Annotated in this window: 29 protein-coding genes; 22 read left to right on the forward strand and 7 right to left on the reverse strand. The window is 73.1% G+C overall.

Annotated features, from left to right (window positions below; genetic code table 11):
- Positions 1–17 precede the first annotated feature (17 nt).
- A complete protein-coding gene (locus ACIP4Y_RS29435; protein ID WP_358636103.1) occupies positions 18–878 on the forward strand; it encodes a thioesterase family protein in 861 nt (286 codons plus the stop codon).
- Here the strand turns inward: ACIP4Y_RS29435 and ACIP4Y_RS29440 are convergent.
- A complete protein-coding gene (locus ACIP4Y_RS29440; RefSeq protein WP_401398757.1) occupies positions 865–1,464 on the reverse strand; it encodes a TIGR03086 family metal-binding protein in 600 nt (199 codons plus the stop codon). The genes ACIP4Y_RS29435 and ACIP4Y_RS29440 overlap by 14 nt on opposite strands.
- Before the next feature lie 102 nt (positions 1,465–1,566).
- On the opposite strand from ACIP4Y_RS29440, the gene ACIP4Y_RS29445 reads away from it, so the two are divergent.
- Complete coding sequence (locus tag ACIP4Y_RS29445) at positions 1,567–2,541, forward strand: helix-turn-helix transcriptional regulator (protein WP_401398758.1); 975 nt, start codon at positions 1,567–1,569, stop codon at positions 2,539–2,541.
- A 417-nt stretch (positions 2,542–2,958) separates the two neighbouring features.
- Here ACIP4Y_RS29445 and ACIP4Y_RS29450 read toward each other — a convergent pair whose 3' ends face one another.
- A complete protein-coding gene (locus tag ACIP4Y_RS29450; RefSeq protein WP_358636111.1) occupies positions 2,959–3,585 on the reverse strand; it encodes a TetR family transcriptional regulator in 627 nt (208 codons plus the stop codon).
- A gap of 145 nt (positions 3,586–3,730) precedes the next feature.
- On the opposite strand from ACIP4Y_RS29450, the gene ACIP4Y_RS29455 reads away from it, so the two are divergent.
- From ACIP4Y_RS29455 to ACIP4Y_RS29465, 3 genes are all read left to right on the forward strand, one after another.
- Positions 3,731–3,898, forward strand: coding sequence for a hypothetical protein (locus ACIP4Y_RS29455; RefSeq protein WP_358636113.1), 168 nt, complete (start codon positions 3,731–3,733; stop codon positions 3,896–3,898).
- A gap of 31 nt (positions 3,899–3,929) precedes the next feature.
- On the forward strand, positions 3,930–4,208 hold the full coding sequence (locus ACIP4Y_RS29460; RefSeq protein ID WP_358636115.1) for a DUF4190 domain-containing protein: 279 nt from the start codon (positions 3,930–3,932) through the stop codon (positions 4,206–4,208).
- Positions 4,209–4,328: 120 nt separating this feature from the next.
- The gene (locus ACIP4Y_RS29465) at positions 4,329–5,498 is read left to right on the forward strand and encodes a cysteine desulfurase family protein (RefSeq protein ID WP_401398759.1); all 1,170 of its coding nucleotides are present in this window, start codon (positions 4,329–4,331) and stop codon (positions 5,496–5,498) included.
- 15 nt (positions 5,499–5,513) lie between these two features.
- Here the strand turns inward: ACIP4Y_RS29465 and ACIP4Y_RS29470 are convergent, their stop codons facing one another.
- Positions 5,514–6,200, reverse strand: a complete 687-nt coding sequence (locus ACIP4Y_RS29470) for an N-acetylmuramoyl-L-alanine amidase (protein WP_358636118.1) — start codon at positions 6,198–6,200, stop codon at positions 5,514–5,516.
- A 60-nt stretch (positions 6,201–6,260) separates the two neighbouring features.
- Between ACIP4Y_RS29470 and mnmA the strand changes: the two genes are divergently transcribed.
- A complete protein-coding gene (gene mnmA / locus ACIP4Y_RS29475; protein ID WP_401398760.1) occupies positions 6,261–7,388 on the forward strand; it encodes a tRNA 2-thiouridine(34) synthase MnmA in 1,128 nt (375 codons plus the stop codon).
- 16 nt (positions 7,389–7,404) lie between these two features.
- Here the strand turns inward: mnmA and ACIP4Y_RS29480 are convergent, their stop codons facing one another.
- Positions 7,405–8,187 (reverse strand): alpha/beta fold hydrolase, encoded by a 783-nt coding sequence (locus tag ACIP4Y_RS29480; protein ID WP_401398761.1) that lies wholly within the window; start codon positions 8,185–8,187, stop codon positions 7,405–7,407.
- A 37-nt stretch (positions 8,188–8,224) separates the two neighbouring features.
- Positions 8,225–8,548: a DUF427 domain-containing protein gene (locus ACIP4Y_RS29485; RefSeq protein WP_358636124.1), complete on the reverse strand. Its 324-nt coding sequence runs from the start codon at positions 8,546–8,548 to the stop codon at positions 8,225–8,227.
- Positions 8,549–8,614: 66 nt separating this feature from the next.
- Between ACIP4Y_RS29485 and ACIP4Y_RS29490 the strand changes: the two genes are divergently transcribed.
- From ACIP4Y_RS29490 to ACIP4Y_RS29515, 6 genes are all read left to right on the forward strand, one after another.
- A complete protein-coding gene (locus ACIP4Y_RS29490; RefSeq protein ID WP_401398762.1) occupies positions 8,615–9,154 on the forward strand; it encodes a TIGR00730 family Rossman fold protein in 540 nt (179 codons plus the stop codon).
- Between the two features lie 7 nt (positions 9,155–9,161).
- The gene (locus ACIP4Y_RS29495; RefSeq protein ID WP_358636127.1) at positions 9,162–9,860 is read left to right on the forward strand and encodes an SDR family oxidoreductase; all 699 of its coding nucleotides are present in this window, start codon (positions 9,162–9,164) and stop codon (positions 9,858–9,860) included.
- The gene (locus ACIP4Y_RS29500; RefSeq protein ID WP_401398763.1) at positions 9,857–10,111 is read left to right on the forward strand and encodes a hypothetical protein; all 255 of its coding nucleotides are present in this window, start codon (positions 9,857–9,859) and stop codon (positions 10,109–10,111) included. Before ACIP4Y_RS29495 ends, ACIP4Y_RS29500 begins: the two co-directional genes overlap by 4 nt.
- A 31-nt stretch (positions 10,112–10,142) precedes the next feature.
- Positions 10,143–11,150: a methionine synthase gene (locus tag ACIP4Y_RS29505; RefSeq protein WP_401398764.1), complete on the forward strand. Its 1,008-nt coding sequence runs from the start codon at positions 10,143–10,145 to the stop codon at positions 11,148–11,150.
- Between the two features lie 15 nt (positions 11,151–11,165).
- A complete protein-coding gene (gene ligA, locus ACIP4Y_RS29510; RefSeq protein ID WP_401398765.1) occupies positions 11,166–13,361 on the forward strand; it encodes an NAD-dependent DNA ligase LigA in 2,196 nt (731 codons plus the stop codon).
- Between the two features lie 259 nt (positions 13,362–13,620).
- Complete coding sequence (locus ACIP4Y_RS29515; protein ID WP_401398766.1) at positions 13,621–15,858, forward strand: putative bifunctional diguanylate cyclase/phosphodiesterase; 2,238 nt, start codon at positions 13,621–13,623, stop codon at positions 15,856–15,858.
- 65 nt (positions 15,859–15,923) lie between these two features.
- Here the strand turns inward: ACIP4Y_RS29515 and ACIP4Y_RS29520 are convergent, their stop codons facing one another.
- The gene (locus ACIP4Y_RS29520) at positions 15,924–16,502 is read right to left on the reverse strand and encodes a TetR/AcrR family transcriptional regulator (protein ID WP_401398767.1); all 579 of its coding nucleotides are present in this window, start codon (positions 16,500–16,502) and stop codon (positions 15,924–15,926) included.
- An 87-nt stretch (positions 16,503–16,589) separates the two neighbouring features.
- Here ACIP4Y_RS29520 and ACIP4Y_RS29525 point away from each other — a divergent pair, with 87 nt between their 5' ends.
- From ACIP4Y_RS29525 to gatB, 6 genes are all read left to right on the forward strand, one after another.
- On the forward strand, positions 16,590–16,961 hold the full coding sequence (locus tag ACIP4Y_RS29525; RefSeq protein ID WP_401398768.1) for a DUF4267 domain-containing protein: 372 nt from the start codon (positions 16,590–16,592) through the stop codon (positions 16,959–16,961).
- A 37-nt stretch (positions 16,962–16,998) separates the two neighbouring features.
- A complete protein-coding gene (locus tag ACIP4Y_RS29530) occupies positions 16,999–17,493 on the forward strand; it encodes a cupin domain-containing protein (protein ID WP_401398769.1) in 495 nt (164 codons plus the stop codon).
- Between the two features lie 93 nt (positions 17,494–17,586).
- Positions 17,587–17,883 carry an Asp-tRNA(Asn)/Glu-tRNA(Gln) amidotransferase subunit GatC gene (gatC, locus tag ACIP4Y_RS29535; RefSeq protein ID WP_003973500.1) on the forward strand — a complete coding sequence of 99 codons (297 nt, stop codon included), beginning with the start codon at positions 17,587–17,589 and terminating at the stop codon, positions 17,881–17,883.
- A gap of 5 nt (positions 17,884–17,888) precedes the next feature.
- The gene (gene gatA, locus ACIP4Y_RS29540) at positions 17,889–19,388 is read left to right on the forward strand and encodes an Asp-tRNA(Asn)/Glu-tRNA(Gln) amidotransferase subunit GatA (RefSeq protein ID WP_358636147.1); all 1,500 of its coding nucleotides are present in this window, start codon (positions 17,889–17,891) and stop codon (positions 19,386–19,388) included.
- Entirely contained in the window at positions 19,385–19,624 is a 240-nt protein-coding gene (locus tag ACIP4Y_RS29545) for a hypothetical protein (RefSeq protein ID WP_014675152.1), read from the forward strand. Before gatA ends, ACIP4Y_RS29545 begins: the two co-directional genes overlap by 4 nt.
- A 15-nt stretch (positions 19,625–19,639) precedes the next feature.
- Complete coding sequence (gatB, locus tag ACIP4Y_RS29550; RefSeq protein ID WP_358636151.1) at positions 19,640–21,154, forward strand: Asp-tRNA(Asn)/Glu-tRNA(Gln) amidotransferase subunit GatB; 1,515 nt, start codon at positions 19,640–19,642, stop codon at positions 21,152–21,154.
- A 52-nt stretch (positions 21,155–21,206) separates the two neighbouring features.
- On the opposite strand, the gene ACIP4Y_RS29555 is transcribed toward gatB, so the two are convergent.
- The gene (locus tag ACIP4Y_RS29555; RefSeq protein ID WP_401398770.1) at positions 21,207–22,004 is read right to left on the reverse strand and encodes a methyltransferase domain-containing protein; all 798 of its coding nucleotides are present in this window, start codon (positions 22,002–22,004) and stop codon (positions 21,207–21,209) included.
- A 75-nt stretch (positions 22,005–22,079) separates the two neighbouring features.
- Between ACIP4Y_RS29555 and ACIP4Y_RS29560 the strand changes: the two genes are divergently transcribed.
- From ACIP4Y_RS29560 to ACIP4Y_RS29575, 4 genes are all read left to right on the forward strand, one after another.
- Positions 22,080–22,433 (forward strand): hypothetical protein, encoded by a 354-nt coding sequence (locus tag ACIP4Y_RS29560; protein ID WP_401398771.1) that lies wholly within the window; start codon positions 22,080–22,082, stop codon positions 22,431–22,433.
- A 352-nt stretch (positions 22,434–22,785) separates the two neighbouring features.
- Positions 22,786–23,361, forward strand: a complete 576-nt coding sequence (locus tag ACIP4Y_RS29565; protein ID WP_358636157.1) for a GNAT family protein — start codon at positions 22,786–22,788, stop codon at positions 23,359–23,361.
- Between the two features lie 35 nt (positions 23,362–23,396).
- Positions 23,397–24,038, forward strand: coding sequence for a hypothetical protein (locus tag ACIP4Y_RS29570; protein ID WP_401398772.1), 642 nt, complete (start codon positions 23,397–23,399; stop codon positions 24,036–24,038).
- A gap of 194 nt (positions 24,039–24,232) precedes the next feature.
- A complete protein-coding gene (locus ACIP4Y_RS29575) occupies positions 24,233–24,424 on the forward strand; it encodes a hypothetical protein (RefSeq protein WP_401398773.1) in 192 nt (63 codons plus the stop codon).
- Positions 24,425–24,550 lie beyond the last annotated feature (126 nt).

Here is a 24,550-nt window from a genome sequence, read left to right on the forward strand (position 1 = left end):
TGCTGTACCGTTCACCCATGCCAGAAGCAGCTTCCGTCCCTGCCGTACGGGCCCTGATCGGCGACAGCGAGTTCGACCGCGACACCGCGGTCACCCGGCGCGAGCCCGGCGTCTACGACATCGACCTCTCGGCCGGCTGGACCATCATCAGCGCCGTCAACGGCGGCTACCTGCTGGCCGTGCTCGGCCGGGCCCTCGCGGACAGCCTCCCGCACCCGGACCCGTTCACGATCTCCGCGCACTACCTGACCGCCTCCCAGCCGGGCCCCGCGGTCGTGCGCACCGAGACCGTCCGCACCGGCCGGACCCTCTCCACCGGCCAGGCCTCGCTCTTCCAGTACGACGACGAGGGCAACGAGGTCGAACGCATCCGCGTCCTCGCCTCCTACGGCGACCTCGGCGCCCTGCCCGACGACGTCCGTACGACGGCCACCCCGCCCCCGATCCCGCCGCTGGAGCAGTGCTTCGGCCCCGAGGACGGGCCCGCCCCGGTCGACGGCAGCTCCGCCATCACCGAACGGCTGATGCTCAAGCTGGATCCCGCCACCCTCGGCTGGGCGCTCGGCGCGCCCTCCGGCAAGGGCGAGATGCGCGCCTGGTTCGGGCTCGCCGACGGCCGCGACGCCGACCCGCTCTCGCTGCTCCTCGCCGTGGACGCCCTCCCGCCCACCGCCTTCGAAATGGGCCTCAAGGGCTGGGTGCCGACCGTGGAACTCACCGTCCACGTCCGCCACCGTCCGGCCCCCGGCCCGCTGCGGGTGTCGATCACCACCCGCAACCTGGCCGGCGGCTTCCTGGAGGAGGACGCCGAGGTGTGGGACAGCGCGGACCGCCTGGTCGCCCAGTCCCGTCAGCTCGCCCGGGTCAGGCTCGGCTGAGCGGCTCGCGCCCCAGCCAGGCCGCCAGCTGCCCGTAGGCGTCCGCCCCTGCGGGGGCCTCGCGTCGGGTGTCGAAGGGGGTCTGCGCGTCACGCGGACGGGAGTCGGGCAGTACCCGGCGGGCGGTGGCGAGCGCGAACTCGGCGAGTTCCGGGTCCAGTTCGTGCGGATGACCGACGGCCTCGGCGAGGTCCCAGGTGTGCGTCACGATCTCCATGACGTACCCGGACAGCGCCGCGTGCCCCGGCACCTCGCCCCACGGCACGCGCACCGCGGCCGCCATGCGCTCGTCGCTCTCCCAGGCCTTCAGCACGCGGACGCGCACCTCGTCGTAGGCCGCCGCCCAGCCGTCGTCGGCGACGCCCTCGGCGACGGGTTCCACCGCGAGTCCGTCGCCGCCCTCGCCGACCACGGCGATCCGCAGGGTGCCGCCGACCATGTGGCTCAGCAGGCCCCGCACGTCGAACTCGGTACACGGCGTGGGCCCGGCGAGCTGTTCCGGGCGCACTGTCCTGATGAGGGCGGCCGCCTGCTCGGTGGCGCGGGCGTAGAGGGGGCGCGGGTCGGTGAAGCCGGTGGTGGTCATGGGATGCACCTCTCGTGAGTCGGTGCAGCGAGCATCCACGGATAACCTGACAGAATCCGTCAACATTTGCGCGGGGTACGCACGCGGCGGGATCCTTTCGCCGTGAAGTCCGACCGGCTGCTGTCGATCCTGCTGCTCCTGCAGACCCGGGGCCGGGTGCCCGCGCCCGAACTCGCCGACCGGCTGGAGGTGTCGGTCCGCACCGTCTACCGGGACGTCGAGGCGCTGTCCGCCGCCGGGGTCCCGGTGTACGCCGAGCGCGGCCGGCACGGCGGCATCGCCCTCCTCCCCGGCTTCCGCACCGACGTCACGGGGCTGACCGCCGACGAGTCCCGGGCCCTGTTCGTGCTGGCCGCCCAGGGCGCCCACGCCGCGCTCGGCCTGGACGCGGCCCTCGGCTCCGCGCTGCGCAAGGTGATGGCCGCGCTCCCGGCGCCGCACCGGCCCGCCGCCGAGGTGACCAGCCGCCGCGTCCTCGTCGACGCCACCCGCTGGATGAGCGGCCCGCGGCCCGCCGTCGACCTGGACGTGCTCCAGGACGCGGTGTTCTCCGACCGGCGCCTGAGGCTGCGCTACCGGCACAGCGGGGAGCGGGAGCCGCGGACGTACACCGTGGATCCGTACGGCCTCGTCGCCAAGGCCGGCACCTGGTACCTGGTCGCCGACCGGCGCGGCCGGCCGCAGCTGTTCCGCGCCGACCGGGTGCGCTCGGCCCGGCTGCTGGACGAGCCAGTGCGGCGCCGGCCCGGCGTCGAACTCGCCGACGCCTGGGAGGTGCTGCGCCGGCAGGTGGAGGAGCGGAAGGACGCCGTCGAGGTCACCGTGCGGGTACGGCGCGACCGGCTCGACCTGTTCCAGCGCATGGCCGCCGCGCAGCTGACGGCGGTGCCCGACGACGACGGCGTGGGCGAGTGGGTCACCGCGCGGCTGGCCTACCCCACGCTCCGCGCCGTACGCCAACTCCTCGCGTTCACCGACCAGGTGGAGATCCTGGACCCGCCCGAGGCCCGCGCGGAACTGCTGGCGGCGGCACGTTCGGTCACGGCGCTGTACGAGGGGTCCCGGCCCGGGAACTGACAGCCGGCGGACAGGACTCTCTCATCCTCACCGGAGCCGACTCTCGTGAAGCGTGCCCGTCTCGTCCCCGCCGCCGTCCGGCCGGCGCTCTCCCCGCCGTCGGCCGCGTGCGGCTCGGGTGACTCGCTCCTCGTCCGGCGGTGACTCCGGGGAACGGCAGGGCTGTCAGGCGCCGTCCGGGATGCCGACGGGGGGCGCGTCGGGTCGGCGGCCGAGCGGGGCGCCGTCCGGGGCGCCTTCCGGGGCGCCGTCGGGCGCGTCCACGGGGAAGCCGGGCGGGGTGGCGACCGGTACGCCGACCGGGGTGCCCTCGGACCTGCCCAGCGGTGCGCCCGGCGACCAGGGGGGTGGCTGCGGTGGGCCGGGTGGCGGGCAGCCGGGACAGGCCCAGGGAGCGGCTCGGCAGGGCTGACCGCGTCAGTGAAGCCAGTGGCTGCGGCCGATGCTGATGAGCCGCAGCTGGCGGGTGGCGAGCTGCGTCACCCGCTCCCGCTCCTCCTCCGGGGCCTCCAGCGCCTCCAGGAACAGGGAGGCGGTGATGAGCATCTGGTCGACGTAGAGGTGCGCGAGCATCAGCAGGTCGTCGTCGCTCCAGCCCGCCGCCTCCGGGTCCTTGGCCAGCTCGGCCTTCACCTCCTCGGCGAACCGGACCAGTTGGGCCCGGATGGCCTCGCGCACCGGCTGCACCCCGCCGTGCCGCTCCCGGGCGATGAAGCGGACGTGCGCGGGATACGCCTCCACGTGGCGGGCGATCAGCTCGACGGCGCGGGTGATGCGTTCCTCGCTGTCGCCCGTGGTGGACACCGTCGTCCGCACCATCGGGTGCAGGCTGCCCAGCGCCTCGTCGACCAGGGCCACACCGAGGTCGGCGGTCGAGCGGAAGTGCCGGTAGAAGGCGGTCGGGGCGACACCGACGGCCCGGGTGACCTCGCGCAGGCCCAGGCTGCTCAGGCTCTGCTCCTCCAGCAGGGCGAGCGCCGCGTCGAGGAACGCCTGCCGGGTCTTCTGCTTCTGGGCCTGCCGGATGCCGAGGGTGTGACTCATGTCATCCAGTTAACAACTGTTCTCTGGAATTGAAAAGCCGTGGGGAGCGCTAGACTCGAAGTCAGTGAACAACTGTTACTACAACTGTTCACCGAAACTTCACACCGGCTGAACACGAGGCATCCCGGAGGGGGGATTCCATCCCATGCTGTTCCTCGTCGCCGCGCTCATGCTGCTCGGAGTCGTGCTGGGCACCGTCGCCCACGCGCCGCTGACCGTCACCGCCGTCCTGGCCGCCGTCATCGCCGTCTGGCTCGGCGTGTTCGCGATGCGCGAGCGCCACGGGCGCCGCCGCCACACCTCGGCCAACTGACCACCGGAAAGGACCTCAGGAGCTGAGCACCATGCACCTCACCGCACCGGCCCCCGGCCGCACCGACACCCGCCCGCGCACCCGCGACGCCGACGGCATGGCCGTCGCGTCCTTCATCCTCGGCCTCCTCGGCCTGCTCGTCCTCAACGTCTTCCTCGGCCCGATCGCCATCGTCCTGGCCGCGGTCGCCCTCTGGCGCGGCACCACCCGCCGCGGCCGGGCCTACCTGGGTCTCACTCTCGGTCTCGCCGACCTGGCGGTCCTGGTGACGGCGATGGAGATCTCGGGGACGGTGTCCTGGAGCCTGTGACGGCTGAACACCCCGAGGACGACGGGGCAGCCGCAGCCGCCGCCACCGAGCCCAGGTGCAGCCGACGCAAGGCGCCCAGAGCCAGCCGCAGGGACCCGGCGCCGTAGAATCGGCCTCACCATGGCATACCTCGACCACGCCGCGACCACCCCGATGCTCCCGGAGGCGGCAGAGGCGCTCACCGCCCAGCTGAGCATCACGGGCAACGCCTCCTCCCTCCACGCATCCGGCCGGCAGGCCCGCCGCACGGTCGAGGAATCCCGCGAGACCCTCGCCGAAGCGCTCGGCGCCCGCCCCAGCGAGGTCGTCTTCACCTCGGGCGGCACCGAGGCCGACAACCTGGCCGTCAAGGGCCTGTACTGGTCCCGCGTCGCCGCCGACCCGGCCCGCACCCGCGTCCTGGCCAGCCCCGTCGAGCACCACGCCGTCCTCGACGCCGTGCACTGGCTCGGCGAGCACGAGGGCGCCACCGTCGAGTACCTCCCCGTCGACTCCTACGGCCGCGTCCACCCCGAGGCGCTGCGCGAGGCCATCGCCCGCAACCCCGACGACGTCGCCCTGGCCACCGTGATGTGGGCCAACAACGAGATCGGCACGATCATGCCGGTCCGTGAACTCGCCGACGTCACCGGCGAGTTCGGTGTTCCGCTGCATGCCGACGCGGTCCAGGCCTTCGGTCAGGTCCCGGTCGACTTCGAGGCCTCGGGCCTCGCCGCGATGACCGTCTCCGGCCACAAGATCGGCGGCCCCTACGGCATCGGCGCGCTGATCCTCGGCCGTGAGCACACCCCCGTACCCGTCCTGCACGGCGGCGGCCAGGAGCGGCACGTCCGCTCCGGCACGCTCGACGTCCCGGCCGTCGCCTCCTTCGCCGTCGCCGGCCGGCTCGCCGCCGAGCAGCGGACGTGGTTCGCCCGGGAGATCGGCGCCCTGCGCGACCAGCTGGTCGACGCCGTGCGCAGCGCCGTACCGGACGCCGTCCTCGGCGGCGACCCGGCACCCGAGGGCCGGCTCCCGGCCAACGCGCACTTCACCTTCCCCGGCTGCGAGGGCGACTCCCTGCTGCTCCTGCTGGACGCCCAGGGCATCGAGTGCTCCACCGGCTCCGCCTGCACCGCGGGCGTCGCCCAGCCCAGCCACGTCCTCCTCGCCACCGGCACCGACCCGGACCTGGCCCGCGGCACCCTGCGCTTCTCCCTCGGCCACACCTCCACCGAGGCGGACGTCGAGGCCGTCGCGAAGGCGATCGGCCCGGCGGTGGAACGCGCCCGGGCGGCCGGGCTCACCTAGGGCCTGTCGTTCGGATCAGGCCGGGCTCTCGGCGTGCTCGGCGCGGACCAGGCGCAGGTACCGCTCCCAGTCCCAGAACCGCCCCGGGTCGGTGTGGTCCGTGCCCGGCACCTCCACGTGCCCGATGATGTGCTCCCGGTCCACGGGTATGCCGTACCGCCCGCATATCGCCGCGGTCAGCCGGGCCGAGGCCGCGTACATCGCGTCCGTGAAGGAGGAGGCGTCCTCCACGAAGCCCTCGTGCTCGATGCCGACACTGCGTTCGTTGTACTCCCGGTTGCCCGCGTGGAAGGCGACGTCCAGCTCGCGGATCAGCTGGGTGACCCGCCCGTCCTTGCGCACGATGTAGTGCGCCGCGGCGCCGTGCGCGGGGTCCTGGAACACCTTCACCGCCGACGCGTAACCGCCCTGCGTGACATGGACGACCACCCGGTCCACCCGGTAGTCGGCCGGCCGGTCCGCCCGCCGGTAGTTCGCCGCCGAGGCCGCCACCCAGCGCGCACCCCGGAAGTCCACCGCGCCCGCCACCCGCGGCTTGTCCACCCCGGGCAGCCGCCACCACAGCCGCGACAGCTCCTCGCGGGCCAGCACCGCCGTGCCCACGGCCGCCGCGGCCCCGCCGACGAGCAGCGCCCGCCGGCCCAGCCGCCCGTCGCCGTCGCCGGCCGTCGCCCCCGTGGTCGTCCCAGTCGTCGCCCCCATGTGATCGTCAACGGATATCCGGCCGACCAGGTTCCCGCGCCCCCGTACTCTGGAAGGGTTATGACTGACACCCCGCAGCGCACCCGCCCCCTCCGCGTCCTCGCCGCCATGTCCGGCGGAGTGGACTCCGCCGTCGCCGCCGCGCGGGCCGCGGAAGCAGGTCACGACGTCACCGGCGTCCACCTCGCGCTCTCCGCGAACCCGCAGTCGTTCCGCACCGGCGCGCGGGGCTGTTGCACCATCGAGGACTCGCGCGACGCCCGCCGCGCGGCCGACGTCATCGGCATCCCGTTCTACGTCTGGGACCTCGCCGACCGCTTCCGCGAGGACGTCGTCGAGGACTTCGTCGCCGAGTACGAGGCCGGCCGCACCCCGAACCCGTGCCTGCGCTGCAACGAGAAGATCAAGTTCGCCGCGCTGCTGGACAAGGCGCTGGCCCTCGGCTTCGACGCCGTCTGCACCGGCCACTACGCCAAGGTGATCGTGAACGAGGACGGCTCCCGCGAGCTGCACCGCGCCTCCGACATGGCGAAGGACCAGTCGTACGTCCTCGGCGTGCTCGACGACAAGCAGCTCGCGCACGCGATGTTCCCGCTCGGCGACACGGTCACCACCAAGGAGGAGATCCGCGCGGAGGCCGAGCGCCGGGGCCTGGCGGTGGCCAAGAAGCCGGACTCGCACGACATCTGCTTCATCGCCGACGGCGACACCCAGGGCTTCCTGGCCAAGCGGCTCGGCAGGGCCGAGGGCGACATCGTGGACGAGACCGGCACCAAGCTGGGCACCCACGACGGGGCGTACGGCTTCACCATCGGCCAGCGCAAGGGCCTGCGGATCGGCACCCCGGCCCCGGACGGCAAGCCGCGCTACGTCCTGGACATCTCACCGGTCACCAACACGGTCACCGTCGGCCCGGCCACCGCCCTCGACGTCACCGCCCTCACCGCGATCAAGCCCCGCTGGTGCGGCGCCGCCCCCACCGGCCCCGGCACCTACACCGCCCAGCTGCGCGCCCACGGCGGCGAGACGGAGGTGACGGCCGAGCTGGTGGACGGCTCCCTGCAGGTGACCTTCACCGAGCCGGTCCGCGGCGTCGCCCCCGGCCAGGCGATCGTGCTGTACGACGGCACGCGCGTGGTGGGCTCGGCGACGATCGCGTCCACCACGCGCGCGGCGGCGGCGGTCTGAGCCCGGTCCGCCGCTCCTAACCCGCGACGTACTCCGCCAGCACCGGCCCCAGTACGTCCGGCTCCACCATGTGGGTCTGGCCCGGCAGGATCCGGTACCTGCCCTGCGGCACGGCCTCCGCGACCGCCTGGCTCGCCCGGTGCATCCACTCCGGGCTCGCGCCGCCCGCGACCGCGAGGACGGGGACGGAGATCCCGGCCAGCCGCGCGCGGGGGAGCAGGCCGTCGCCCATGACCGCGTCGTCGTGGGCCAGGCTGGGGGCGACGGCCTCCATGCCGGCCCACATCGGGGACTGGCGGGCGCGCTGGATCATCTCCTCGCCGAGGCCCGTCAGGCGCAGGAACAGCTCCACCGCGTCCCCGCGCCGGCCCTCGGCGAGCGCCTTGTTCAGCTGCTCCTTGTAGACGGCCTCCCGCGTGGCGCCGCCCGCCAGGTGGTCGGCGTACGGCACCTCGTACACCGCCGCCCGGCGCACCGGCAGCCCGCCCGCCGCCGCGTGCAGGACCAGCGCGCCGCCCGAGGAGACCCCGAACAGCGCCGCGTCGCCGCCCACCGCGTCGAGCAGCGCGGCCAGGTCCTCGACCTCACGCTCGACCGCGTACGGCGGCGTGTCGCCGCTCTCGCCGCGGCCCCGGCGGTCGTAGACGACGGCCGTGCAGCGCTCCGCGAGGCGCTCCGCCAGGGGCAGCAGGGTGCCACCGGTGGACATCGCGCCGCTCACCAGGATCACCGTGGGCCCCTGGCCGGTCACGTGGTACGCGAGGGAGGTCCCGTCGCGCGAAGTCGTCTTCTTGTCCATGCCCGTGCAGACTGCCGTACGACACGGGACTCACCGGTCATGACACGTCGGTGTCGTAGAAGCAGTAGTGGTCCTTGATCTCCGCCACGCCGGGCTTGGGGTCCGGGTACGCCCACACGAGGTCGGGCGCGTCCGGCAGCGACCAGTAGGACGCCGTGCCCTTGAAGGGGCAGACGGTGTGCGTGTCGGAGGGCGTGAGCAGGTCGAGGCGTACGTCCTCGGCGGGGATGTAGTACCGCACCGGGCAGCCCGTCTCGCGCAGCTCCAGGGGGCGGTCGGACTCGGCGAGCACCTGGCCGCCGCGCACCACGCGCACGTGCCGGTCGCTCTTCTCGATCGTGATCGTGTGTCCTTGGCTCATACCGGTGCAGCGCCCGGAGGGGCCGTCCTTCTTCCCGCCCGGGCCGCGGACCGTACGGTAGGGGGCATGAACATCTGTGTCTTCCTGTCCGCCGCCGACCTCGACGAGCGGTACACGCGCCCCGCGCGCGAGTTCGCGGAACGGATCGGCAAGGCCGGCCACACCCTCGTCTGGGGCGGCTCCGACGTCGGTCTGATGAAGGTGGTCGCCGACGGCGTGCAGGAGGCGGGCGGCAGACTGCTGGGCGTCTCCGTGGAGTTCCTCGCGAACAAGGCGCGCCCCGGCGCCGACGAGATGGTCATCGCGGCCGACCTCGCCGAACGCAAGAAGCTGCTGCTGGAGAAGGCCGACGCCGTGGTGATCATGGTGGGCGGCACCGGCACGCTGGACGAGGCCACCGAGATCCTGGAGCTGAAGAAGCACGGCCGCACCGAGAAGCCGGTCGTGCTGCTGAACACCGCGGGCTTCTACGACGGCCTGCGCGAGCAGTTCCGCCGCATGGAGGCCGAGGGCTTCCTGCCCCGCCCGCTGGCCGAGCTGGTCTTCTTCGCCGACGAGCCGGCCGGGGCGCTGGCCTACCTGGAGGAGCAGGCCGGGCGCCACTGATGCGAGCATGGCAGGCATGGCTACTCATGTGATCACCGGGGCCGGTTCCGGCATCGGCGCGGCCGTCGCCCGCCGGCTGCACGCGCGCGGGGACGAACTCGTGCTGCACGCGCGCGACGCGGGCCGCGCGAAGGAGCTTGCGGCCGAGTTCCCCGGCGCGCGCACCCTGGTCGGCGACCTCGCGGACCCGGACAAGCTGTCCTGGGCGTTCTCCCACCAGACGCTCCCGGACCGGGTGGACTCCCTGCTGCACATCGCCGGCGTCGTCGACCTCGGCGACGTCGGCGACCTGACCCCGAAGTCCTGGCGTCACCAGCTCAACGTCAACCTGGTCGCGCCCGCCGAGCTGACCCGGCACTTCCTGCCGCAGCTGAGGGCGGCCCGCGGCCATGTGATCTTCGTCAACTCCGGTGCCGGTCTGAGCGCTCACGCCGGCTGGTCCGCGTACGCCGCCTCCAAGCACGGCCTGAAGGCCCTCGCCGACGCCCTGCGCCAGGAGGAGCACGCAGCCGGCGTCCGCGTCACCTCCGTCTACCCCGGCCGCACCGCGAGCCCCATGCAGGCCAAGGTCCACCAGCAGGAGGGCAAGGAGTACGACGCCTCCCAGTGGATCGACCCGGAGTCGGTCGCCACGACGATCCTGATGGCCCTGGACCTGCCGCGGGACGCGGAGGTCAACGACCTGACGGTACGGCCCGGGCGGTGACCGCGGCGGGCGGCCCCGCGATCCGGGCCTGGCTGGCACAGGTCTGGCCCCGGACCGAGGCCGCTCTCGTCCTCGCGGGCGGTGACGTGCGCGTCCCGCTCGCCGGCCGGCCGGTCCTCGGCGAGATCTTCGACGACGCCGGCCTCGCGGATCTCGCCTGGGGGCGGGGCCGCTTCCGCAACCACCTCGCGGTCGCCGATCCGCAGGGGCTGTGCGCCCTTCTGCGCCGGTACGGCGCCCACTGGTTGTGAGTCCCCCGGCCGGCGTACGTACCCTGCCGGGGTGAGCGAAAACAGCCAGTTCAGGTTCCCGGGGGCCACCGGCGTCGGCTCCCTGCCCGGCGGGGACACACGGGAAGCCGCCAAGACGGTCACCGGCAGCTTCGAGGACTTCCCCTTCCTTCCGGAGCTGCCCGCGCGCGGGCCCGGGGCCGACATGATCGGCCGGACCGCCGGGATGCTGGTCGAGCTGTACGCGCGCGTGGAGCCCAGCGGGTGGCGGATCGGGGACCGTCCGGGCCGGGACACCAGGCGGGCGCGGTCCTGGCTGGGCGAGGACCTGGACGCCCTGGAGGAGTTCACGCAGGGCTACGAGGGCGACCTGAAGGTGCAGGCGGTCGGGCCGTGGACGCTGGCCGCCGCCCTGGAGCTGAAGAACGGCGAGGCCGCGCTGTCGGACCCCGGCGCCTGCCGGGACCTGGCCGCCTCGCTCGCCGAGGGGCTGCGGCTGCACCTCGACGAGGTGCGGCGCCGCGTTCCCGGTGCCCGGATCGTCCTCCAGCTCGACGAGCCGTCCCTCACCGCCGTCCTGCGCGGCCAGGTCCGTACCGCGAGCGGCTACCGCACCCACCGGGCCGTGGACCGGCAGATCGTGGAGGCCACGCTCCGGGACGTCGTCGGCACGCACGCCGGCGGCCCCGTGGTGGTGCACTCCTGCGCCCCGGACGTCCCGTTCGCGCTGCTGCGGCGGGCCGGCGCGGCGGCCGTCTCCTTCGACTTCGCACTTCTCACCGAGCGTGACGACGAGGTGATCGGCGAGGCCGTCGAGGGAGGCACGCGCCTGTTCGCCGGTGTCGTGCCGGGCACGGACGGCCCGTTGTCAGACCCTGCCGGTAGCGTCATGGGTGTCAGGACGCTGTGGCGCAGGCTGGGGCTGCATCCGGGGCTGCTCGCGGAAGCGGTCACGGTGACCCCGGCATGCGGTCTCGCGGGCGCTTCACCCGCCTACGCGCGCCAGGTGCTCGCCCACTGCGTCCGGGCGGCGAGATCCCTCGCGGACAACCCAGAGTAACGGGAGGACAACACGGTGGCCGGCGACAAGCAGCAGGCGGAGACGGCAGTGCCCGCCGAGGCACGTGACAAGCACGCGCAGCTCGCTGAGCAGATCGAGGAGCACCGCTTCCGGTACTACGTGAAGGACGCTCCCGTCGTCAGCGACGCGGAGTTCGACCAGCTCCTGAAGTCTCTGGAGGCCCTGGAGGAGCAGTATCCGGAGCTGCGCACCCCGGACTCGCCCACCCAGAAGGTCGCGGGGTCGTACGAGACGGAGTTCACCGCGGTCGAGCACCGCCAGCGGATGCTCTCGCTCGACAACACGTTCAACGACGACGAGCTGGCCGCCTGGGCCGAGCGCATCGCGCGCGAACTCGGCGACCAGACGTACCACTTCCTGTGCGAGCTGAAGGTCGACGGCCTCGCCGTCAACCTCACCTACGAGAAGGGCCGGCTCACGCGCGCGGCCACCCGCGGCGACGGCCGTACCGGCGAGGACATCACGCCGAACGTCCGGACGATCGCGGAGATCCCGGACCGCCTGGGGGGCGACAAGGTGCCCGACCTGGTGGAGATCCGCGGCGAGGTCTACTTCCCGATGGAGAAGTTCCTCGAACTCAACGAACGCCTGGTCGCGGCCGGGGACAAGCCCTTCGCCAACCCCCGCAACGCCGCCGCCGGTTCGCTGCGCCAGAAGGACCCGCGCGTCACCGCCACCCGCCCGCTGCACATGGTCGTCCACGGCATCGGCGCCCTGGAGGGCTACACGGGCATGACCCGGCTCTCCCAGGCCTACGACCTGCTGAAGACCTGGGGCCTGCCCACCTCCCCGCACAACCGGGTGGTCGACGACCTCGACGGCGTACGCAAGTTCATCGCCCACTACGGCGAGAACCGCCACTCCGTCGAGCACGAGATCGACGGTGTCGTGGTCAAGCTGGACGAGATCCGCCTCCAGGGACGGCTCGGCTCCACCGCGCGTGCCCCGCGCTGGGCGATCGCCTACAAGTACGCGCCGGAAGAGGTCAACACCAAGCTGATCGACATCAAGGTGGGCGTCGGCCGCACCGGCCGTGTCACGCCGTACGCCCAGGTGGAGCCGGTCACGGTCGCGGGCAGCGAGGTCGAGTTCGCCACCCTGCACAACCAGGAGGTCGTCAAGGCCAAGGGCGTCCTCATCGGCGACACGGTCGTGCTCCGCAAGGCCGGTGACGTCATCCCGGAGATCCTCGGCCCGGTGGTCGACCTCAGGGACGGCAGCGAGCGGGAGTTCGTGATGCCGGGGGAGTGCCCCGAGTGCGGCACCCCGCTGCGGCCCATGAAGGAGGGCGACATCGACCTGCGTTGCCCCAACGCCCGTACCTGCCCCGCCCAGTTGCGGGAGCGGGTCTCCTACCTCGCGGGCCGGGAGTGCCTGGACATCGAGCACTTCGGCGAGGTGGCCGCCGCGGCGCTCACCCGCCCGCTGGAGCCGGCCGAGCCGCCCCTGGTGGACGAGGGCGACCTGTTCGACCTGACGGTGGAGAAGCTGCTGCCCATCAAGGCCTACGTCCTCGACGCGGCCAGCGGCCTGCCCAAGCGCGACCCCAAGACCGGCGAGGAGAAGGTCGTCACCGTCTTCGCCAACCAGAAGGGCGAGCCGAAGAAGAACACCCTCGCCCTGCTGGCGAACATCGAGGCCGCCAAGTCCCGTCCGCTCGCCCGGTTCCTGAACGGGCTGTCGATCCGGCACGTGGGCCCGGTCGCCGCGCAGGCTCTCGCGCGCGAGTTCCGCTCCATCGACCGCATCGAACAGGCGACCGAGGCGGAGCTGGCGGCCACCGACGGCGTCGGCCCCATCATCGCCGCCGCCCTCAAGGAGTGGTTCGCGGAGGACTGGCACCGCGAGATCGTCCGCAAGTGGAAGGCGGCGGGGGTCCCGCTGGAGGAGCAGTCCTCCGGCGAGGACGAGGGGCCGCGTCCGCTGGAGGGGCTCACGGTCGTCGTCACCGGCACGCTGGAGAACTTCACCCGGGACGGCGCCAAGGAGGCGCTGCAGGGCCAGGGCGCGAAGGTGACCGGTTCGGTGTCGAAGAAGACCTCGTTCGTCGTAGTGGGTGACAACCCCGGATCGAAGTACGACAAGGCCATGCAGCTGAAGGTTCCCGTTCTGAACGAGGACGGTTTCACCGTCCTCTTGGAACAGGGCCCCGAAGCGGCGGCCGAAGTCGCGCTTCCGACCGGGGAGTAGCGGTTGAAGGCCACCCGATCGGCGCATATCAGATGCATACGGGTGGCCCGGGCGCATTCGGGCAACCGTCGGAGACCGCTGCCCGTGGAAGCCTTCCGCGGCCTACTGTTGAGGTGTGCGCCTGCCGTGCCCGGCTTCGGCTGGGGAATCTCCGTGCCCTCCAGGGGCGCGGGGAAGGTTTCTTTGGCGCGGAGCTGCTGATGGTTGTCGGGCATCGGGCCGCGTGGCGTGGGCACCGCCGGCTGTGAGAGGGACGGGAATGGAACCGACCGAGAGCGCCGCCCCGGACTCACGGCTGCGCCTGCGCCGCCGCGCGGTCGCATGGCGTGGGTACCGGTGGACCGGCCGGGCCGACGGGCGTACCGGCGGACAGCCGCGCCCGGCCGGACCGGGCGCCGCCCCCGAAGCCCACGCGCCCCTGGCGGCCCTCGAGCCCGCCCCGGGCCTGTCCGGCGCCGACACCGAACGGCACCCGTCCTGGCCGGCGCTGCCCGCGGCCCTCGTGGCCGCCGCGGGCTTCGCCCTGGGCGCCGCCTTCTACCGCGCCTACATCGGCCACCACGCGCTCTTCCCCGGCGGCACGGTCGGCTGGTCGCTGGCCCTGCTGACCGGCGTCATCGTCGGCCACCTCGTCATGCTGGGCCGCGCCCGCTGGTGGGGCGGCACCGGATCGGGCGCCGCCCTCACCCTCGCCGTCCTGCTGCTGTACGGCTGGGTGCCGGCCGGCCTGGTCAGCCTCACCGTCGTCGTACTGGTCGGCATCGCCCGCCGGCACCGATGGCGCCAGGGCGTGCTGCACGGCGCGGTGGACGTCCTCGGCATCGGCGCCGGCGCGCTGGTGCTGGGCGCGTTCGGCCGGGTCCCGAGCGTCGAGGCGCCCTGGCGGCCCGCGACCTGGAGCATCGCCACGGCCCCGCAGGTCGTCCTGGTCGCGGTCGCCTACCTCGCCGTCAGCCGCGGCCTGCTGTGGTACCTGCACGCCCCGCGCGGCGGCGGGGTGCCCACCGTCGCCCGCACCGCCCTGGTCAGGCAGGGTCTGGTCGCCGTGGCGCTGCTCGGCATCGCGCCCCTGCTGTGCGTCGTCGCCGACGCGCAGCCGATCCTGCTCCCGCTCTTCGCCATCCCGCTCATCGCCCTGGACTCCACGCTGTGGATGGCCCGCGCCCGCGCCGAGGAGCAGCTGCGCGACCCGCTGACCGGGCTGCCCAACCGGCAGTGGCTGCTGGAGCGGATCTGGACGGCCCTGGACGACGCCGAGCGCATCGGCGCCCGTGCCGCGCTCATGCTGATCGATCTCGATCGTTTCCGCTCGGTGAACGACACGCTCGGTCATCTGGCCGGCGACCGGCTGCTGCTCCAGATAGCCGACCGGCTGCGGCTCGCCCTGCCGCGCGGCGCCGAGGCCGCCCGGCTCGGCGGTGACGAGTTCGCCGTCTTACTGCCCGTCGCCGACTCCACCACGTCGGCCACGCGGGTCGCCCGCGGCCTGGTCTCCGCCCTCAGCTCCCCGCTCGACCTCGACGGCCTCACCCTCGTGCTGGAGGCCAGCGCCGGCGTCGCCGTCTTCCCCGACCACGCCCTCGACGCCGAGGGGCTGCTGCGCCGCGCCGACGTCGCCATGTACCAGGCGAAGCGGGACCGCACGGGCGTCGAGGTCTACGAGTCCAAGCGCGACTCCAACACCCCGGACCGCCTCGGTCTGCTGGGCGACCTGCGCCGGGCGCTGGACGCGCACGAGGTGCAGCTCCACTACCAGCCCAAGGTCCGCTTCGACGGACAGGTGGCCGGCCTGGAGGCACTGGTCCGCTGGGTGCACCCCGAGCGCGGCAAGGTACCGCCGGACGAGTTCATAGCGATAGCCGAGTCCTCCGGGCTGATGCCCCACCTCACCGAGTACGTGCTGGAGACCGCGCTCGGCCAGGTCGCCCGGTGGCGCGCACAGGGCCTGCGGGTGCCCGTCGCCGTCAACGTCTCCCCGCGCGACGTCCACACCCCGGGATTCGCCGGATCGGTCGCCGCGCGCCTCGCCCGGCACGGGGTCCCCGCCGGAGCGCTCCAGCTGGAGATAACGGAACACGTCCTGCTGGAGGACCCGCAGCGGGCCGCCGACACCCTCGCCGGCCTCACCGGCCACGGCGTGAAGATGTCCCTGGACGACTTCGGCACCGGCTACTCCTCCCTGGTGCACCTGCGGCGGCTGCCGGTCAGCGAGCTGAAGATCGACCGCTCCTTCGTCGCCCGGCTGGCCGTCGACGCCCAGGACGCGGAGATCGTGCGCTGCACCGTCGACCTCGCCCACTCGCTGGGCCTCCTCGTCGTCGCCGAGGGCGTGGAGGACGACGAGACCTGGGAGCGGCTGCGCGATCTGGGGTGCGACGCGGTGCAGGGCTGGCTGGTCGCCGCCGCGATGCCTCCCGAGGAGGCGACCGCGTGGCTGCTGGCACGCGGGTCCCGGGGGTGGCAGCGGCCGCCCGCCGCGCTTCCGGCCGCCGAGTAGGTCCCCCACCCCGCGCGCGCCGGTCTCCGTGAGACCCCGGCCGCCGTCGGCGGCGGCCTCGCGCCTCAGGCCCCGGCGAAGCGGCCGATCAGCAGTGCCAGGCGCGCCTCGTGCGCGGGTTCCGGCAGCCTGCCGCTCCGCATCAGCGTCACCAAGCCGTGCAGTCCCGCCCAGAACGTCTCCGTCAGCAGCACGGGGTCGTCGCCCTCCGCCGCGATCGGTTCCACCGCGAGGCGCAGTTCGGCGAAGGCCTCCCGCAGCGGTGCCGGAGCCTCCTTTGTGGCGAACGGCAGGTCCACCAGGAGGGTGAACATCGCGTCGTAGAGGGCGGGCCGGCGCCTGCCGAAAGACGTGTACGTCCGCGCCACCGCCGCCAGCGCCTCCCGCGTGCCGTGCGCCGCCGTGCGGGCCTGCCGCAGCTCCGTCGCGAGGTCGGCGCACCCCTGCACCGCCACCGCCGCCATGATCGCGTCCTTGCCGTTGAAGTGGCTGTAGAGGACCGGCTGGCTGTACTCGATCTCGGCGGCCAGCCGGCGGGTGGTCACCGCGTCCCAGCCCTCGGCCTCCGCCAGTTCCCTGGCGGCCGTGACGATCAGCCGCTCGCGTTCCCCTCGTTCGCGCTCCCGGCGCGTCTGGATCGGCATGACCGCGATTCTAGCAGCGCTAGTCATTCTGTCATCGCTCTGCTAGCCTCGCTCTCGTTCCTAGCGCTGCTAGTGAGGAGAGATGACATGACCGTCACCGCGTACACCCTGGCCGTCCTGCTCGACCTGTTCTGCGTGTTCCTCGGCTACCGGTTCTGGTTCCAGCCGGGTCCGGCGGCGGCCGGCTACGGCGTCCCGGCCGACCCGCGCGGCGACGCCCGCGCCTACCTGTCGGTCAAGGGGCTGCGGGACGGCACCTTCGGACTGCTGGGACTGGCCCTGCTCGCCTTCGCCGGAGCCCGCGCCGAGGCCTGGTTCATGGTCTGCGTGGCACTCGTGCCGCTCGCGGACACGCTGATAGTCCTGCGCAACGGCGGAACGAAAGCCGCCGCCTTCGGGATCCACTTCGCCACCGCGATCGTGGTACTGATCAGTGCCGGACTGCTCTTCGCGGTCTGACCGCCCCGCAGCGGGCGCCACACGAGGGGGATGCCGCATGTCGCTGTTCGTGCCCAGGTTCGACGAGACCGTGCTGGTCCGGGACGCCGAGGCCGAGGTCCTCGGCGGTGCCCCCGTCGGCGTGCGACTGCTGGCCGACAGCAGCGCCAGCGGCGGCGCGCTGTCCACCGTGCGCGTCACGCTCGCCGAGGGCGCCGACGGCGCCCGACCGCATGTACACCACAACTCGGCCGAGATGTTCTACCTGCTCGACGGCGAGGCCGAGGTCCTCTCCGGCGACGACGTCGTGACCGCCGGGCGCGGCGACCTGATCATCGTCCCGCCGGACCGCCCCCACGCCTTCGCCGCCACCCCCGGCAGCACCGCCGACCTGCTCATCGTCATCGCCCCGGGCGTCGAGCGCTTCGGGTACTTCCGCCACCTCCAGCGCATCCGCCTCGGCGAGGCCACCCCGGAGAGCCTGCTGGAGGTCCAGGAGCTGTACGACAACCACTTCCTGAGAAGCCCCGCCTGGGACGGCCGGCACCGGTGAGGCAGCGGCCGGGGTAAACCGTTTCACGGGCACACGGCCCCGCCCCATAGGATTGGGCCCAAACCACACACACTCACCCCAGAGGATCGCTGCATGCCTGGCATCACGCGCGAGGAGGTCGCCCACCTCGCCCGGCTGGCGCGTCTGGAGCTGAAGCCCGAAGAGCTTGAACACTTCGCCGGCCAGCTGGACGACATCATCGGCGCGGTGGCCCGCGTCAGCGAGGTCGCCGACCAAGACGTACCGCCGACCTCGCACCCGCTCCCGCTGACGAACGTCATGCGGCCGGACGAGGTCCGTCCCTCGCTCACCCCCGAGCAGGCGCTCTCCGGCGCCCCGGCCCAGGAGCAGCAGCGTTTCAAGGTGCCGCAGATCCTGGGGGAGGAGTGACCACCATGACGGACAACGCCATCATCAAGCTCACCGCGGCCGAGACCGCCGCGAAGATCGCCTCCGGCGAACTGACGGCGGTCGAGGTCACCGAGGCCCACCTCGCGCGGATCGAGGCGGTGGACGAGAAGGTGCACGCCTTCCTCCACGTCGACCGCGAGGGCGCCCTCGCCCAGGCCCGTGCCGTGGACGAGAAGCGGGAGCGCGGCGAGAAGCTCGGCCCGCTGGCCGGCGTCCCGCTCGCGCTCAAGGACATCTTCACCACCGAGGGCGTGCCCACGACCGTCGGCTCGAAGATCCTCGAGGGCTGGATCCCGCCGTACGACGCGACGCTCACCAAGCGGCTGAAGGCCGCCGACGTCGTCATCCTCGGCAAGACCAACATGGACGAGTTCGCCATGGGGTCCTCCACCGAGAACAGCGCCTACGGCCCGACCGGCAACCCCTGGGACCTCACCAAGATCCCCGGCGGCTCCGGCGGCGGTTCGTCCGCCGCGCTCGCCTCCTTCCAGGCGCCCCTCGCCATCGGCACCGACACCGGCGGCTCCATCCGCCAGCCGGCCGCCGTCACCGGCACGGTCGGCGTGAAGCCGACGTACGGCGCGGTCTCCCGGTACGGCATGGTCGCCTTCTCCAGCTCCCTCGACCAGGGCGGCCCCTGCGCCCGCACGGTCCTGGACGCGGCCCTGCTGCACGAGGTGATCGCCGGACACGACCCGCTCGACTCCACCTCCATCGACGCCCCGGTCCCGCCGGTGGTCGAGGCCGCCCGCAACGGCAGCGTCGCCGGCATGCGCGTCGGCGTGGTCAAGCAGTTCCGCGGCGAGGGCTACCAGGCCGGCGTCATCCAGCGCTTCGACGAGTCCGTCGAGCTGCTGAAGGAGCTGGGCGCCGAGATCGTCGAGCTGGACTGCCCGTCCTTCGACCTCGCCCTGTCGGCGTACTACCTGATCGCCCCGTCCGAGTGCTCCTCCAACCTCGCCCGCTTCGACGGCCTGCGCTACGGCCTGCGGACCGGCGACGACGGCACGCACTCCGCCGAGGAGGTCACCTCCCTCACCCGCGAGGCCGGCTTCGGCCCCGAGGTGAAGCGCCGCATCATGCTCGGCACGTACGCCCTGTCGAGCGGCTACTACGACGCGTACTACGGCAGCGCCCAGAAGGTCCGCACGCTGATCAAGCAGGACTTCGACAAGGCCTTCGAGCAGGTCGACGTGATCGTCTCCCCGACGACCCCGACCACCGCGTTCGCGATCGGCGAGCGCGCCGACGACCCGATGGCGATGTACCTCGCGGACCTGTGCACCATCCCGACCAACCTGGCGGGCAACGCGGCCATGTCCCTGCCCTGCGGCCTCGCCCCGGAGGACAACCTCCCGGTCGGCCTGCAGATCATCGCCCCGGTGATGAAGGACGACCGGCTGTACAAGGTGGGCGCCGCCGTCGAGGCCGCCTTCGTGGAAAAGTGGGGTCACCCGCTGCTGGAGGAGGCTCCGTCGCTGTGAGCGCACTGACCAAGGCCAAGGGCTTCAAGAAGTCCAAGTCCGGTACGTACCTGTCCATGGCCGCCACCGCGTTCGGTGCGGTCGGCGCCGCCAAGCAGATCAAGAAGGCGCGCGCCGAGAACGACACGCTGCGGCTCGTCGACGCCGTCGTCACCGCGGCCGGCATCGTCACCGGCCTCGCCATCCTCTACCGCGAGCTGAAGCGGCTGGGCGACGACGACGTCCTGCTGGGCTGAGAGGGAAGTTTCACCGTGACCACCACGACCGACCTGGTGTCGTACGAGGACGCGCTGGCGTCGTACGACCCCGTCATGGGCCTTGAGGTCCATGTCGAACTCGGCACCAAGACGAAGATGTTCTGCGGCTGCTCGACGGCGCTCGGCGCCGACCCGAACAGCCAGACCTGCCCGGTCTGCCTCGGCCTGCCCGGCGCGCTCCCGGTCGTCAACGCGACCGGCGTCGAGTCCGCCATCAAGATCGGACTCGCGCTGAACTGCGAGATCGCCGAGTGGTGCCGCTTCGCCCGGAAGAACTACTTCTATCCGGACATGCCGAAGAACTTCCAGACCTCCCAGTACGACGAGCCGATCGCCTTCAACGGCTACCTCGACGTGCAGCTGGAGGACGGCGAGGTCTTCCGCGTGGAGATCGAGCGCGCCCACATGGAGGAGGACACCGGCAAGTCGACGCACGTCGGCGGCGCCACCGGCCGTATCCACGGCGCGTCCCACTCCCTGCTGGACTACAACCGCGCCGGCATCCCGCTGATCGAGATCGTCACCAAGCCGATCGTGGGCGCCGGCGAGCGCGCCCCCGAGGTGGCGAAGGCGTACGTCCGTGAGCTGCGCGAGCTGATCCGCGCGCTCGGCGTGTCCGAGGCCCGCATGGAGATGGGCCAGATGCGCTGCGACGTGAACCTGTCGCTGATGCCCAAGGGCGCCGACAAGTTCGGCACGCGCTCGGAGACGAAGAACGTCAACTCCCTGCGCTCCGTGGAGCGCGCGGCCCGCTTCGAGATCCAGCGGCACGCGGCCGTGCTGTCCTCCGGCGGCACGATCGTGCAGGAGACCCGCCACTTCCACGAGGACACCGGGTCGACGACCTCGGGCCGCGTGAAGGAGGAGGCCGAGGACTACCGGTACTTCCCGGAGCCCGACCTGGTGCCGGTCGCGCCCTCGCGCGAGTGGGTCGAGGAGATCCGCGCGGCCCTGCCCGAGCTGCCGCTGGCCCGCCGCACCCGGCTGCTGGCCGAGTGGGGCATCTCCGCCACCGACATGCAGGCGATCCTCAACGCCGGCGCGCTGGAGCCGATCGTCGCCACGATCGACGCCGGTGCCGACGCGGCCTCCGCCCGCAAGTGGTGGATGGGTGAACTGGCGCGCAGCGCCAACGAGTCCGGCAAGACGCTGGACGAGCTGGCGATCACCCCGCAGCAGGTGGCCCGGGTCACCGAGCTGGTCGCGAAGGGTGACCTGAACGACAAGCTGGCCCGTCAGGTCATCGAGGGCGTCCTCGCGGGCGAGGGCACCCCGGACGAGGTCGTCGACAAGCGCGGCCTGAAGGTCGTCTCCGACGAGGGCGCGCTGACCGCCGCCGTGGAGGAGGCCATCGCCGGCAACCCGGGCATCGCGGACAAGATCCGCGGTGGCAAGGTGGCCGCGGCCGGCGCCCTGGTCGGCGCGGTCATGAAGGCCACCCGCGGCCAGGCCGACGCGGCCCGCGTCAAGGAGCTGATCCTGGAGAAGCTGGGCGTCAGCGAGGGCTGAGTCCCGAGCACAGCCGTACGGCCCCGGAGGCATGCCCCCCGGGGCCGTACCGCTAGATGCGGCGGCCCACCACCCGGGTGAACCCGAGCAGGCGCCCGCGGTCGGCGTTCAGCAGGTCCACCGAGTCGCGGGCCAGCCCGGCCATGAACTCGCTCGGGCTCTCCTCGGCGCACACCTCGCTCCACAGCAGCCAGTCCCGCCAGCCGTCCGGAAGCCAGTCGGCGGCCTCGACGGACACGGCACCCGTGCGCGTCCAGTTCCGGTGCCACCAGCCGGCGGAGTGGAACGCCCAGAACCCCGGGTCCCAGTGGTCCGCCAGGTGCGCCGGCGGTTCGGCCCCCTCGATCTCCTCCCGCACCGACGGCACCACCACCCCGATCCGGCCGCCGGGCTTCAGCAGCCGGGTCAGCGTGGGCAGGTAGAGGTCGGTGGTGCCGAAGTACTGGTAGGCGTCGACGGACACGATCGCGTCGAACGACCCTTCGGCGAACGGCAGATCGTGCGCCTCTGCGTGGACGGGCAGCACCCGGTCGGCCACGCCCGCCTCGGCGATGCGTACGGCGTTGTCGCCGGGCTTCACCCACAGGTCGGCGGCGACGACCTGGAGGCCGTACTCCCTGGCCAGGAAGACGGAGGTCATGGCACGTCCGCAGCCGAGATCGAGCACCCGGGCACCGGGCGGCAGCCGGTCGAGGCCCAGCGCGGGCGCCAGCCACTCCAGCAGCCACAGCGCGTGCGGGCCCATCTGGTTCTCGATGGTCCAGCGGGCGTCGTAGCCGTTGCTGCGGGGGTAGCGCGGATGGCCGAGACGGCGGGTGAGCGCGTCGGGAGTGCGGGATGTGTCGGTCACGAACGCCCTGCCTAGCAGCCGAAGGCACCGCCCCGCACCAGGTTTTCCCACCGCGAGGCGGTACGCTCGCCCGCCATGAGTGGACGCACCGATTCCGACACCGAACCCGGGATAGCCGAGGACACGCAGGACACCGAAGGCGCTGAAGACACCGAGGTCACCGAGGCTGCCGAGGAGTACGCCGGGGACGCCCGGCGGGCCCGGTGGGTCGCCGGCGGCACCGGAGCGCTCCTCTGTCTCGCGGGGCTCGCCGCCGCCCTGCTGCGGCTCACCGGTTCCGCCCCGGCCCGCGTCCCCGCCGCCTACGCCCTCGGCGCCGTCGTCTGCGCCCTCGCGGCGGTGCTCGGCTCCCGGGGCCGTACCCGCAGGGCCCTGTGGCTGCTGATCGCCGGGACGATGGTCATGGCGCTCGGAGACCAGTTCGACTGACGCTCCGCCTGAGTTCCGGCACCGCCCGACCACCGTCCTGCTGTGGCTCCTCGCCTTCGGCGGCGTCACTGCGGGCGCGGCCCCGGCCCGTTCGGCGTACTCGCCCCGGACAACGCCTAGGGCACCGGCGAGGGACCGCGCACCTGACCGTCGTACCCGAGTCCCCGCCGCAGTCCCGGGACACCAGCGACCTGATGGACCGGCTGCGCACCCGTGTCATCCCGCGCGCGGAGCGCGGCACCTCGCTCGACGTCCAGGTGGGGGGATCACCGCCGGCCGCCCGGGTCCCGGGCCGCGCATGAGAGGCTCGGCCGGGTCCCGGTGGACGAACTGCGGAAGGAAGAACGGCACGATGTACGTGAGATCGCTCGGTGACGACGGCGCCGAACTGCGGCCCCTGGAGGTCTGGCACGCCGCCGAACTGCTGGCGAACATAGACCGGGGGCGGGAGTTCATCGGCCGGCACATAGGCCTGGCGGACGTGGTCCGCGACCTCGACGGAGCCCGCGGCTGGCTGAAGTCGTACGCCGACAAGCGCGGCGCCGACGCCGGCAGCGTGCACGGCATCTGGCGGGACGGCCGGCTCGTCGGCGGGCTGCTGTTCCGCGTCTGGGACACCCCGAGCGGGGTCTGCGAGGCCGGCTGCTGGCTGGAGCCGGCCGCGGCCGGGCGCGGACTGGTCACGCGCGGGATGCGGGTGCTGCTCGACTGGGCCTTCGAGGAGCGCGGCATGCACCGGGTGGAGTGGTACGCCTCCTCGGCCAACGAGCCGAGCATCAACGTGGCCAGGCGGCTCGGCATGACCCGCGAGGGCGTCCTCCGGGAGAACTACCCGCACCGGGGGGTGCGCGCCAGCACCGAGATCTGGGCCCTGCTCCGGCCCGAGTGGCGCGCGGCACGCGCGCGTACCGCGCACAGCGATCATTAAGAGACCTCTCAGAGAGCGTCCGTACGGTGCCGGGCATGGCAACGAAAACAGCGGAAGGCGCCGGCACCGGCACGGGGGCCGGCACCGAGGCGCGCAAGGACGACGAGACGACGGCGGCGGTCGACGCCCGGGACGGCCGTGCCGGGCAGGAGACCGCCGAGGAGCAGGTTCCGGACGCGGCGCAGGAGGAGGCTTCCGCGGAAGCCGCGAGCGGTGAGCACGGCGAGGACGGCGAGGACGGCGAGGACGGCGATGCGACGGAAGCCGCCGGCGGGAAGGCGTCCTCCGGGGTCGGCCAGGGCGCCGGCGCCGTCGTCTCCGCAGCGCTGGGCCTGGTCTCGCTCAGCGGCGGCTGGATCGGCACCGTCGCCTCCGCGCGCGAGCAGCTCGTCGGCCAGCTCCAGACCTCCTCCACCGCGAGCGTCGCCCGGCAGATCAAGGAGGTCTACGGCGACGCCTGGCACACCACCGCCCTGTGGGCCGGCCTGTTCGCGCTGGCCGCGCTGGTCACCGGCGTGGTCGTGCTGGTCCGGCCCGCGTTCGGCGCACCCGGCCGCCCGCAGGCCCCCTGGATCAGGTCGGTGGCCTGGGCGGGTGTCTCGCTCGGTGTCATCGGACTGCTCCTGGCCGTCCTGAAGTACTCCGACGCCCTGCTCGGCCTGCCCTCGGCCGGCTGAGAAAGCGCAGGTCGACAGGGGCCTTAGGGAGTCCGCGCGCACCTTACCGACGCTCTAAGGCCCCTTACGCGCGCGTGCGGCCCGCCGGCCGCGCGAAGATGCGGAACTCTCCCGATGTGGCAGACCCCCCTGGGAGACGAAGGTGGAGGCATCGCAGAAAGCGAGCACCACACCGACTCTCCGAAGGATCCGCCATGTACCAGTTCGAACTCCACCAGGTCCGCTCCGCCGAGCTGCGCCGCACGGCCCAGCAGGAGCGCCTGGCCCGCGAGGTCGTCCGCCTCCGCCGCGCCGCCCGCCGGGCGGAGTCCGCCGGCCACGGAGCCCCGGCCGCCGAGTCGCATACCGACCGGCCCCGCCGGCACCGGCTGGCGCGCACCGCGTGACGGCGGGGGCGCAGAGCGGCCGGACGGGGGTCGGCCGCTCAGGGTCCCAGGGTCGTACGGCTCCCCGGCGGAGCCGTACGGCCCTTTCGGCCGAGGGCACGACGCTCCCGGTGGCTCTCCCGGCCA

This window comes from Streptomyces sp. NPDC088810, from assembly GCF_044750305.1.
Classification (GTDB): domain Bacteria; phylum Actinomycetota; class Actinomycetes; order Streptomycetales; family Streptomycetaceae; genus Streptomyces.

Excerpts from the sequence above, each read along its gene's own strand:
- ACIP4Y_RS29435 (WP_358636103.1), top strand. The coding sequence starts at position 18 with ATGCCAGAAGCAGCTTCCGTCCCTGCCGTACGGGCCCTGATCGGCGAC.
- ACIP4Y_RS29440 (WP_401398757.1), bottom strand. The coding sequence starts at position 1,464 with ATGACCACCACCGGCTTCACCGACCCGCGCCCCCTCTACGCCCGCGCC.
- ACIP4Y_RS29450 (WP_358636111.1), bottom strand. The coding sequence starts at position 3,585 with ATGAGTCACACCCTCGGCATCCGGCAGGCCCAGAAGCAGAAGACCCGG.
- ACIP4Y_RS29455 (WP_358636113.1), top strand. The coding sequence starts at position 3,731 with ATGCTGTTCCTCGTCGCCGCGCTCATGCTGCTCGGAGTCGTGCTGGGC.
- ACIP4Y_RS29460 (WP_358636115.1), top strand. The coding sequence starts at position 3,930 with ATGCACCTCACCGCACCGGCCCCCGGCCGCACCGACACCCGCCCGCGC.
- ACIP4Y_RS29465 (WP_401398759.1), top strand. The coding sequence starts at position 4,329 with ATGGCATACCTCGACCACGCCGCGACCACCCCGATGCTCCCGGAGGCG.
- ACIP4Y_RS29470 (WP_358636118.1), bottom strand. The coding sequence starts at position 6,200 with ATGGGGGCGACGACTGGGACGACCACGGGGGCGACGGCCGGCGACGGC.
- mnmA (WP_401398760.1), top strand. The coding sequence starts at position 6,261 with ATGACTGACACCCCGCAGCGCACCCGCCCCCTCCGCGTCCTCGCCGCC.
- ACIP4Y_RS29480 (WP_401398761.1), bottom strand. The coding sequence starts at position 8,187 with ATGGACAAGAAGACGACTTCGCGCGACGGGACCTCCCTCGCGTACCAC.
- ACIP4Y_RS29485 (WP_358636124.1), bottom strand. The coding sequence starts at position 8,548 with ATGAGCCAAGGACACACGATCACGATCGAGAAGAGCGACCGGCACGTG.
- ACIP4Y_RS29490 (WP_401398762.1), top strand. The coding sequence starts at position 8,615 with ATGAACATCTGTGTCTTCCTGTCCGCCGCCGACCTCGACGAGCGGTAC.
- ACIP4Y_RS29495 (WP_358636127.1), top strand. The coding sequence starts at position 9,162 with ATGGCAGGCATGGCTACTCATGTGATCACCGGGGCCGGTTCCGGCATC.
- ACIP4Y_RS29515 (WP_401398766.1), top strand. The coding sequence starts at position 13,621 with ATGGAACCGACCGAGAGCGCCGCCCCGGACTCACGGCTGCGCCTGCGC.
- ACIP4Y_RS29520 (WP_401398767.1), bottom strand. The coding sequence starts at position 16,502 with ATGCCGATCCAGACGCGCCGGGAGCGCGAACGAGGGGAACGCGAGCGG.
- ACIP4Y_RS29525 (WP_401398768.1), top strand. The coding sequence starts at position 16,590 with ATGACCGTCACCGCGTACACCCTGGCCGTCCTGCTCGACCTGTTCTGC.
- ACIP4Y_RS29530 (WP_401398769.1), top strand. The coding sequence starts at position 16,999 with ATGTCGCTGTTCGTGCCCAGGTTCGACGAGACCGTGCTGGTCCGGGAC.
- gatC (WP_003973500.1), top strand. The coding sequence starts at position 17,587 with ATGCCTGGCATCACGCGCGAGGAGGTCGCCCACCTCGCCCGGCTGGCG.
- gatA (WP_358636147.1), top strand. The coding sequence starts at position 17,889 with ATGACGGACAACGCCATCATCAAGCTCACCGCGGCCGAGACCGCCGCG.
- ACIP4Y_RS29560 (WP_401398771.1), top strand. The coding sequence starts at position 22,080 with ATGAGTGGACGCACCGATTCCGACACCGAACCCGGGATAGCCGAGGAC.
- ACIP4Y_RS29565 (WP_358636157.1), top strand. The coding sequence starts at position 22,786 with ATGTACGTGAGATCGCTCGGTGACGACGGCGCCGAACTGCGGCCCCTG.
- ACIP4Y_RS29570 (WP_401398772.1), top strand. The coding sequence starts at position 23,397 with ATGGCAACGAAAACAGCGGAAGGCGCCGGCACCGGCACGGGGGCCGGC.
- ACIP4Y_RS29575 (WP_401398773.1), top strand. The coding sequence starts at position 24,233 with ATGTACCAGTTCGAACTCCACCAGGTCCGCTCCGCCGAGCTGCGCCGC.